The following is a 9641-nucleotide window of genomic DNA, read 5'->3' on the forward strand; positions in this document are numbered from 1 at the left end:
GTGTGTACGGAGCCGTGCCTCGGAAAAACGCGCTAAGGGCAGGGCCCGCCCATGGGGGCGGACGGGCGCTGCCCGGCGTGCCGCCGGGCGGACCAGTCCGTTTGCGTGATAGTTTTTGCAGCGCGTTTGGGGTGTCGATCCGTTACTCCCACTGCGCAAACTGCACCAAGCGCGGCGGATTTGCCGCCTTTTCTGCGGCCTTGGCTGATGTAGGTTGCGCGGCAGATAGCAGGGGCTGGACTTTGCGGTGCGGCTTGCGCCAAGGTCCGCCCATTACGACAGGAAGACGCGCATGGACACCGAACAGCTGACACAGAAGATCCTTGATGGCGACCGCCGGGCGCTGGCCCGCGCCATCACCCTGGTGGAAAGCGGCCGCGAGGATCATCGCGCCAAAGCGGGAGAGCTGTTGTCGGAGCTGGCAAAACACAAGCGCCAGTCGCTGCGCATCGGCTTGTCGGGCACGCCCGGCGTGGGCAAATCCACCTTCATTGAAAGCTTTGGCATGCAGCTGACCGGTCTTGGCCTGCGGGTGGCCGTGCTGGCGGTTGATCCCAGCTCTGCGCGCTCGGGCGGGTCCATTCTGGGCGACAAGACCCGGATGGAACGGCTCAGCCGTGAACGCAACGCCTTTATTCGGCCCTCGCCAAGCCAAAGCCATCTGGGCGGCGTTGCCCGCCGCTCCCGCGAGGCGGTTGCCCTGTGCGAGGCAGCGGGATTTGACGTGGTGCTTATCGAAACCGTTGGCGTTGGCCAGTCGGAAACCGTGGTGGCGGAAATGTCGGATCTGTTCCTCTTGCTGCTGGCGCCTGCCGGCGGCGATGAGCTGCAGGGGGTGAAGCGCGGCATCATGGAAATGGCCGATCTCATTCTGGTGAACAAAGCTGATGGCCCGCTGAAACCCGTAGCCACCCGCACCTGCGCCGATTATGCCGGCGCCTTGCGTCTTTTGCGCAAGCGGCCGCAGGACCCCGAAGGTTTCCCGAAGGCGCTGATGGTCTCGGCGGTGGAGGAGCACGGGCTGGAACAGGCCTGGGAGGAAATGCAGACATTGACGGCCTGGCGCCGCGAAAACGGCCACTGGGACCGCCGCCGCGCCGATCAGTCCTGCTATTGGTTCGACCAGGAGGTGCGCCAGGCGCTGCTGGCGCGGCTGCACACCGCCAGTGCCCAGGCCGCTATGGCTGATCTGTCCGGTCAGGTCGCCGGTGGTGCGCTGACACCGGCAGCGGCGGCGCAGCAGATGCTGCAGGACCATTTGAAAGGCTGAGATCTGATGCAGGAAACCCGGGTCTTTGACGGTGAAAAGCTGCGCGCCTCGCTGTTCAATCCGGGCGCGGACCGCCTGTTTGTGACCTTCCGTCAGCGGGTAGCCGTCGCCGGAGAGTTCGAAGACCGTGGCCCGGTGAAAAACATGACCCGGCACGGCTACGCTCATCTGCACATTCAGCCCCGCTATAACGACTGGTATATCAATGGCGAAACCAAGGCGCTGTCGCGCGATCTGAAGGACCTGACCAAAGGGTATGAGGACGTCTGCGCCATGGGGTTTTCCATGGGCGGTTACGGTGCGCTGCGGTTTTCGACGGCCTTGCACCTGAAACGGCTGATTGCGGTTTCCCCACAATACACCATCGCCCGGGGTGTGGTGCCGCATGACCGGCGCCGCAAGGAGGCTGAGAGCTTCGATGAGGCGCTGGGTGATCTGATCCGCTATGGCCGCCATGACTTGCAGGGGGTGGTGCTGTTCGACCCGTTCCGCAAGATGGATCTGAGCCATGCTTTGTTTGTCCAGGCAGTGTTTTCGGACCTTCAGCTGTGCCGCCTGTCCTGCGGGGGCCATCCGGCCAGCCAGGTTATCCGCGAGGGCGGCAGTTTCTGGGACTTGCAATCGCTGCTGCGCGACGGGCCGCTGACTGCGGCGCGGGTTCTGCAGCTGCACCGGTCGCGGCGGCGCCAGTCGCCGACCTATTGGCAAAGGCTGGCGCGTGTGGCCCGCCAGCGCCGCAGGCCACTGCTTGGGGCGGCTGCGGATGCCGGGCTGGAGAGGCTTGCGGCGGCTCCCAAAAAGGGGCAGTAACGCCCGCAAGAAAGCTGAGTTGAATCACTTGACGCTGTTGCCGGTTGAGCGTAAGAGCAGCGGACCAGTTTTCGGGCGCAGCCAATGGCGGCGCCCCTTGTGATTTGGTCCGGATCTGCTCCGGCCCTACAGAAACGAAGGAAGAAGATATGTCGCGCCGTTGCGAACTGACCGGAAAAGGCCCGATGACTGGCAACAATGTCAGCCACGCCAAAAACAGAACCCGCCGCCGGTTTCTGCCGAACTTGAATGATGTGACCCTGCAGTCCGAGACCCTGGGCCGCGGTGTCAAACTGAAGATCTCCGCTGCTGCGCTGCGTTCGGTCGACCACCGTGGTGGTCTGGACGCGTTCCTGGCCAAAGCCAAGGACGAAGAACTGTCAGCGGCAGCGCTGAAAGTGAAGAAAGAGATCGCCAAGGCACAAACCGCAGAGGCTTGATCGGCTTGGCCTGATCCCTTCACCGGATCGGATTTTGGACACCGTGCAGGGGAAACCCTGCACGGTGTTTGCGTTTGCACAATCTGCCGCAGATCCGGGCCTTGCAGGTGCCGCGCCTTGGGGGCATATCTGCCGGTGATGATGCATGCTCTGCGCATATTCTTTGGCCTGTTCCTGGCCCTGACGGTCGCTCTGACAGCCCACAGCGCGGCGGCCCGGCAGGGCGAGCGTGATGCTGCTGGGCGGATCGTGATCTGCACCGGCACAGGCCCTGTGGCCATCTATGTGGACAGCGAAGGCCAGCCGGTCACGCCGCCGCACAGCTGCCCCGACTGCATGATGCATGTGCTGGACGCGGTGACGCCGCCGGTGACCCTGGGTCTGCCGGTAGGGGGCTGCAGCACGGCAAGCACGGAATTTGATGCAGCCCAGGCCGCAGTGCAGTTCATCCCGGACGCCTGCGCCCGCGCGCCGCCGCCTGTGGCCTAAGCGGCCTCGCATACCATCTGTTTGAAATTTGAAAACCACCTATGAGGAGACAGGAAATGTCCCTGAAGTCTGTTGTCTTTGCAGCCGCGGCTGCCGCTGCCTTTGCCACCTCTGCCTTTGCGGGCGATGCCATGATCATGGTCCATGACCCATACGCACGGGTGTCCTCCCCGACGGCCAAGGCCGGCGCGGCCTTCATGGAAATCATGAACAAAGGTGCAGCGGACGACCAGCTGATCGCTGTGCGTTCCGACGTGGCGGCACGGGTTGAACTGCACACTCACAAGGAAAGCGGCGATGGCGTCATGAAGATGATGCATGTTGAGGAAGGCTTTGCGGTGCCTGCGGGCGGGTCCCATTCGCTGAAGCGCGGTAGTGATCATGTGATGTTCATGGGGCTAACGCAGTCGCTGAGCCACGGCGATGCGGTGAAACTCACGCTGGTGTTTGAGAAGGCGGGCGAGATCGAGATCGAGGTTCCGGTTGATCTGGAGCGCAAGGCCGAAGGCCATGGTGAACACACCGGCCATGGTGGCGATCATTCCGGCCATTCCAACTGATCCATGACAGGGCAGGGCGGGCGCGGCGTCAGGCTGCGCTGCAGCCCTCCTTCGCGCCCAAAGCCCGCCCCTGCGGCGGGCTTTTTGCCGCCTGGGACTAGGTGAGCAGCTCTGCCATCCAGGCAGGCATTGCCTCTCTGGCGGGGTCGGAACGGCATTTTGCAAAGCGGGAAGCCGTTGCGGACGTGTGCAGGCTCAGACGCCCCGTATGGGTGCCGGGCAGATGCGCCTCATCGACAAAGGTCGCGGTGGGGTAGACCACGCCCGAGGTGCCGATGGTGGCAAAGATGTCCGTCGCTGCCAGATGCACGCAGATATCTTCCATGAAATATGGCATCTCGCCGAACCAGACCACATTGAGCCGCCCCGCAGGCAGGGCAGGGTTGGTTTGTTTACATCTTTTGTCGGCGGCAGCCCTGCGGTGGCTGCAGGTGGCGCATAAGGCCCCGCCAGCGTGCCGTGCCTATGCAGAACATGTTGCGCGCCACCGGTCCTGTGCAGCCTATCCACACTCCGGGTCACGATCACAACTTCGCTTGAATGCGCTGCCTGCAGCCGTGCCAGCGCCACATGCGCAGCATCGCGCCTGCTCCCGGTGATTTCTTGCAAAGACGCGTGTTGGCGTCGGTGGCCGAGACATAGGGTGCCTGCGAACACGTCCCACCCCGGAAATCGACTTCGGCGCTGCGGGTCAGAAATGGGGCGGTATCGGCAGAGTCTCGGGCGTCTGCGGCGGAGCGGAAGGCGAAGACGTGTCGTCAGGCGATGGCGGACGTGGGCCATCTAGGGTATTTTAGCAATTGCAGACATGAAAAACGGGGCAATGGCCCCGTGTCGCTTGCGTTTGAATGTGTGGTGTTTCCGGCGCAGAACAGGCCCGGGCGGGCACGCAGCTGGCTGTGCCAACCGCTTTCGCCCGCGCGCCCTGAGGCCAGCCGACAGGGCTTCGGCCCCTTCGCACCTGAAACGCGCCCCCGGTGCGTTTCCTGGACGGTGCTCAGCTGTCCATTTTGAGGGCGGAGATAAACGCCTCCTGCGGGATGTCCACCTTGCCGAACTGGCGCATCTTCTTCTTGCCCGCTTTCTGCTTGTCCAACAGCTTGCGCTTCCGGGTGGCGTCGCCGCCGTAGCATTTGGCGGTCACGTCCTTGCGCAGCGCCGACAGGGTCTCACGCGCGATCACCTTGCCGCCGATGGCCGCCTGGATCGGGATCTTGAACATGTGGCGCGGGATCAGGTCTTTCAGCTTTTCGCACATGGCGCGGCCGCGCATCTCGGCCCGGTCGCGGTGCACCATGGTGGAGAGCGCGTCCACCGGCTCGTCATTCACCAGCACCGACATCTTGACCAGATTGTCCTCGCGGTAGCCGGTCATCTGGTAGTCAAAGGAGGCATAGCCCTTGGTCACCGATTTCAGGCGGTCGTAAAAGTCAAAGACGACCTCGTTCAGCGGCAAGTCATAGACCGCCATGGCCCGCGAGCCTGCATAGGTGAGATCTTCCTGGATGCCGCGGCGATCCTGGCACAGCTTCAGCACATCGCCCAGATATTCGTCGGGGACCATGATGGTGGCCTTGATGCGCGGCTCCTCCATGTGGTCGACCTTGGAGGGATCGGGCATGTCGGCGGGGTTGTGCAGCTCGATCTTCTCACCGTCTTTCATGTAGATGTGGTAGATCACCGAGGGTGCGGTGGTGATCAGTTCGATGCCATGCTCGCGCTCGATCCGGTCGCGGATCACCTCGAGATGCAATAGGCCCAGGAAGCCACAGCGGAAGCCAAAACCAAGTGCGGCGGAGGTTTCCATTTCGAACGAGAAGGACGCGTCGTTCAGCGCCAGCTTGTCGATGGCGTCGCGCAGGTCTTCGAATTCAGCGCTATCGACCGGGAACAGCCCGCAGAACACCACCGGCTGGGCGGGTTTGAAGCCGTCCAGCGCCACCTCGCAGCCGCCCCGGTCATTGGTGATGGTGTCACCGACGCGGGTGTCGCGGACCTGTTTGATCGAGGCGGTGAGGAAACCGATCTCACCGGGGCCCAATTCGTCGATCATCTGCATCTCGGGGCGGAACACGCCGATGCGGTCCACGTGGTGCAGGGTGTTGTTGGACATGAACTTGACCCGCATGCCCTTTTTCAGGGTGCCGTCCATGATGCGCACAAGGACGATCACGCCAAGATAGGCGTCGTACCACGAATCCACCAGCATCGCCTTCAGCGGCGCATCGCGGGTGCCCTGCGGCGCGGGCAGTTCGGTGACGATGGCCTCCAGCGTTTCGCGGATGCCCTGGCCTGTTTTGGCCGAGACCTGAATGGCGCCGGTGGCATCGATGCCGATCACATCCTCGATCTGCTCCGCCACCCGGTCGCAGTCGGAGGCCGGCAGGTCGATCTTGTTCAGCAGCGGCACGATCTCGTGGTCGGCCTCCATCGCGTGATACACATTGGCTAGCGTCTGCGCCTCGACCCCTTGCGAGCTGTCGACCACCAAAAGCGAGCCTTCGACCGCGCGCATGGAGCGGGAGACCTCATAGGCGAAATCGACATGGCCAGGGGTGTCGATCAGGTTCAGCACATAGGTCTCACCGTCGTCCGCCTGATAGTCGATGCGCACGGTGTTGGCCTTGATGGTGATCCCGCGCTCGCGCTCGATATCCATCGAGTCGAGCAGCTGCTCCTTCATATCGCGATCCTTGACCGTGCCGGTCTCCTGGATGAGCCGGTCGGCGAGGGTGGATTTGCCATGGTCGATATGGGCGACGATGGAGAAATTGCGGATTTTGGCGAGGTCAGTCATGGTACGGCATATGATTTGGATTCGGGGTTTGGTCAAGGAGGGATGAACAGTCCCCCCTTAGATATTGGGCTTTTGAATGAAGATACAAAATTACGGTGACTTGCAAACGCAACTCGCTACCTTGAGCCACGCAGAGTTGGCTGCCGTGAGCTGCCGCGCGGCTCTGAGAGTAATGGTCGTCGTAAAGCCGTTTCTGGATGAAATTGAAGTTCAACAGATGGGGAACTTTGCGCTCGCACTTTTCCATGACATTTCTCTTGCAGTATCAGAGGGGGTTCTTGGCGTTTCGCATAAAGTTCCCCGCCAGTCTCGTACTGCTCAGTTCGCCAATTCTCTTTTGGCAAATCTGTGCGAGAACGACTGGGGCTTCAACTTTGGTTACCTGGCTGGCGCAAGATGTCTTGAGGACGTGAGGTCCGCGTCTCTCCAACAAGCCAACGGACCGTACTACGCAAGCAAGAGCCTCGAAACGTTGTCACGTGAAAATCAGGAAACGTTGTTCCTGCATCTTTGGCATATGGTTGAGATAGATATTGCAACAGTGAAAAGCCTTACCCAGCCCATTGAACTGTTTTCGGCTTGGGAACTTACCGCGGGCGGCGGGTTACCAGGCGAGCCACGCTACTACCCTTCGGATCTAGTGTTGGCTCTTAGGCATGCAGGGACTAACTGGTCATACTGGAGGGATTGGTACCAAGGCTTCCTAGACGGCAAACCGCTCGACTGGGAACTCCAACACCGCGTTGCTCAGATCGACGACGCGACTTGGGACGCAGGCCCCGAATCCGTTGCCGCCGAAATCGAGCGCATCAGGACTAAATTCAGCGCACTGCCAGTCGGCAATGGCCGGTTCCCCAAGCACGAACCCAAATCCGTAAGCCACTTGATCGAACACCGGGCTGTTGCCTCAGCAAGCCTGCAAGGCCTCGCCGTTCAGGTCACACACAGTATTGACCGTTATTACGCGGAAACCAGGGCCAATGCACTCCCTGAAGCGCTGGAACCGCTGACGGCTTTGCCCGCTTTGCTGCTGGCGGTGAATTCAACAATTCAGGAGGCACCAAACAATGGTACGGTTGCAAGTGAAACGGAAGATCAGCTTCGGGCGGAAGTAGGCCGGTTGAATGCGCAGGTTGCGCAGCTTGAAAGTGAATTGCAGAAAGCAAGTGTTTCCAACCCCTCGGTTTTCTCCGACGCTTTCAAGAAACAACTGGGCACAAGCCTGGGCGGCTGGCAACTGTACGCGGCTCTTTGCACCGGCCTGTGGTTCGTGAGCGGAGACACCGAAGGCATGCAGCGCCGGCTTGAGAACATCTCCAATTACCGGAACATAATTTTCGGTGACGTATCGTCGCCTTCCATAGAGGCTCCTGCAAACGCAATGGCACTGGCGGGAAACCCTATTGAAATCTAACGATCCGCCCGGCGGAACGCCGGGCAGCGCCCGATCCGCCCCCACGGGCGGGCGCTATGCACCCGCCGGGACGGGCGCTGCCCTTGCATGTCTTTTGTCAACAGGGGAGGCGCAGGGGTAATTGCTCCATCTTGTCGATGGAGTGATGTCTGCCATAGGATTGGGTGGGTCAGGCTGGGTGAGCCATTCGGATGGCGACGGTCTATCAGTCTTGCATTCGCGGATCGGAACCGCATGAACGTGCTACGTCGCAGGCCTTTCTCTTTACTCCCTCGCGGGCGTCGGCAGATCCTGCCCAAAGGGCGAAGCGAGAGTTGCCTTAACCGCAGGTTTCACCCGGCCTGACCCGCAGCCCTAGCCGGAGCTGGGCTGCATCTCTTGCCCCAGGGCCCAAACGAACCCGGCGAGTTCGCGCGCGATGGCGGCAACAATGACGGTCGATTTCTTTCCTCGGGCCTGAAGCGATCGGTATCGCTTGCACAGCCGTTCTTGTGTTTTCCAGGCCAGATCGCGCACGCATTTTGGCTGGGTTTCGAGAACACGCGCCTTGTGCTGGGCAACTTTCGCCGGGAAGCGATAGGACCAGGCCGCCTCGATCAGCATCCTGCGAGCTTCACGGTTCCCGGTTTTGGTGATGCCGCCCCGGCGGATGGTGCCGCCGCTCGAGTATTCAGACGGCGTGAGCCCGAGATAGTTCATCAACTGGCGAGGTTTGTCGAACCGACTGATATCGCCGATGGTGGCCGCAAGCGTCGCCCCAGAGACCAAGTCGAGCCCTCGAAAGCAGCGGAGCGCATAGACAAACTCTCCGAGCGACCAGTCTGGCACCAATTCTTCGATCCGCTTGACCATGTTGTCGCGCCGTTCAACAGCGGTCCAAACCGTTTGGACATAGTCCTGGAACACAATTTGCTGCGCCGGTTCGTCAAAGCTCTGGGTCCCAAGCCACCGGCTATGGATTTTTGTCCAGGGTTTGCGATTGGGAGGATAGGTCCGGCCGTGCCGCAACAGAAACGAAGAAAGCTGATGGCGGGCTGTTGTCACCTGTCGCACAGCGTCCATTCTCGCCCGGATCAGATCACGCATGGCTTCATGTCGGCCGTCTGGAACCCATACCGGCGTCAGTTCGCCCGCCCGATGCAAGACGGCCAATCGCTGTGCATCCCGCCGATCCGTTTTGACCTTGTCCCCAGGCGCCACCGCGATCTTGGTCGGGGCGACGACGCTGCATTCATGCCCCGCCCCTGTGAGTTGCCGATAGATACCGTAACCACAGGGTCCAGCTTCATAGCAAAAATCCAGCGCACGACCGCGTTCTGACAATCGTCGCATCAGGCTTTCCACGGCGACCGGTGTGTTTTCAATGTCCCCAAGAAAGCGCACCTCGCCAGTGCGCCCATCTTCGGCCAATCCAACTGAGACGTTGCGTTTGTGAACGTCCAAGCCAACAAATAGTCTCTGCTCCATTCCTCACCCTTTTCATTTTGCTGCCAAATTCGATGACATCAGCATAGTTCGGGGTCGAGCGAAGCAGACTCCTTCATCTCGTTCAGCGCATTAAGGGTATGCGGCCGGATCCGCCGGATCCGGATCCAGTCCCGGCAGCTTGGGGTTCGGACAAGCCGAACGCCGCTTCGCTGCATCAGGGGGAAGACGCCGCCTTCCCCCTCGGGCAACCCCATTAGACAGCACCGTGTCCTCGGCTACGCCTGCGGGCCGCACCACTGATGTCGAATGGCATTGCCTCGCCCCCATCCGCGTTCGCCACGTGGCAGATTTCCGAGACGAGGCCCTAACGGGCTCCGCTCAGAAATCACCAACAACGGTTGGGCGGCAGCGGATGACAAAAGACATACGTACT

9 protein-coding genes and 1 pseudogene are annotated in these 9641 nt (G+C 61.2%); 6 read left to right on the top strand and 4 right to left on the bottom strand.

The window, feature by feature from the left end:
• Positions 1–292 precede the first annotated feature (292 nt).
• The 5 genes from meaB to ACP151_RS12470 all read left to right on the top strand — a co-directional run bounded on the left by meaB (position 293) and on the right by ACP151_RS12470 (position 3569).
• A complete protein-coding gene (meaB, locus tag ACP151_RS12450) occupies positions 293–1270 on the top strand; it encodes a methylmalonyl Co-A mutase-associated GTPase MeaB (RefSeq protein ID WP_424979219.1) in 978 nt (325 codons plus the stop codon).
• Between the two features lie 6 nt (positions 1271–1276).
• Positions 1277–2080 carry an alpha/beta hydrolase gene (locus ACP151_RS12455; RefSeq protein ID WP_424979220.1) on the top strand — a complete coding sequence of 268 codons (804 nt, stop codon included), beginning with the start codon at positions 1277–1279 and terminating at the stop codon, positions 2078–2080.
• 149 nt (positions 2081–2229) lie between these two features.
• The gene (rpmB, locus tag ACP151_RS12460; RefSeq protein ID WP_424979221.1) at positions 2230–2520 is read left to right on the top strand and encodes a 50S ribosomal protein L28; all 291 of its coding nucleotides are present in this window, start codon (positions 2230–2232) and stop codon (positions 2518–2520) included.
• A 117-nt stretch (positions 2521–2637) separates the two neighbouring features.
• Positions 2638–3009: a hypothetical protein gene (locus tag ACP151_RS12465; RefSeq protein ID WP_424979222.1), complete on the top strand. Its 372-nt coding sequence runs from the start codon at positions 2638–2640 to the stop codon at positions 3007–3009.
• 56 nt (positions 3010–3065) lie between these two features.
• Positions 3066–3569, top strand: a complete 504-nt coding sequence (locus ACP151_RS12470; RefSeq protein ID WP_424979223.1) for a copper chaperone PCu(A)C — start codon at positions 3066–3068, stop codon at positions 3567–3569.
• A gap of 97 nt (positions 3570–3666) precedes the next feature.
• On the opposite strand, the gene ACP151_RS12475 is transcribed toward ACP151_RS12470, so the two are convergent.
• The 3 genes and pseudogenes from ACP151_RS12475 to lepA form a co-directional block, all read right to left on the bottom strand.
• On the bottom strand, positions 3667–3906 hold the full coding sequence (locus ACP151_RS12475) for a hypothetical protein (RefSeq protein ID WP_424979232.1): 240 nt from the start codon (positions 3904–3906) through the stop codon (positions 3667–3669).
• A 170-nt stretch (positions 3907–4076) separates the two neighbouring features.
• Positions 4077–4352, bottom strand: a pseudogene (locus ACP151_RS12480) (hypothetical protein); the annotation flags it as partial.
• Positions 4353–4566: 214 nt separating this feature from the next.
• Positions 4567–6366 carry a translation elongation factor 4 gene (gene lepA / locus ACP151_RS12485; RefSeq protein ID WP_424979224.1) on the bottom strand — a complete coding sequence of 600 codons (1800 nt, stop codon included), beginning with the start codon at positions 6364–6366 and terminating at the stop codon, positions 4567–4569.
• Positions 6367–6538: 172 nt separating this feature from the next.
• Here lepA and ACP151_RS12490 point away from each other — a divergent pair, with 172 nt between their 5' ends.
• Positions 6539–7780: a hypothetical protein gene (locus ACP151_RS12490; RefSeq protein WP_424979225.1), complete on the top strand. Its 1242-nt coding sequence runs from the start codon at positions 6539–6541 to the stop codon at positions 7778–7780.
• 354 nt (positions 7781–8134) lie between these two features.
• Here the strand turns inward: ACP151_RS12490 and ACP151_RS12495 are convergent, their stop codons facing one another.
• A complete protein-coding gene (locus ACP151_RS12495; protein ID WP_424979226.1) occupies positions 8135–9247 on the bottom strand; it encodes an IS110 family transposase in 1113 nt (370 codons plus the stop codon).
• Positions 9248–9641 lie beyond the last annotated feature (394 nt).

The organism is Leisingera sp. S232 (assembly GCF_049800895.1).
Taxonomy (GTDB): Bacteria; Pseudomonadota; Alphaproteobacteria; order Rhodobacterales; family Rhodobacteraceae; genus Leisingera.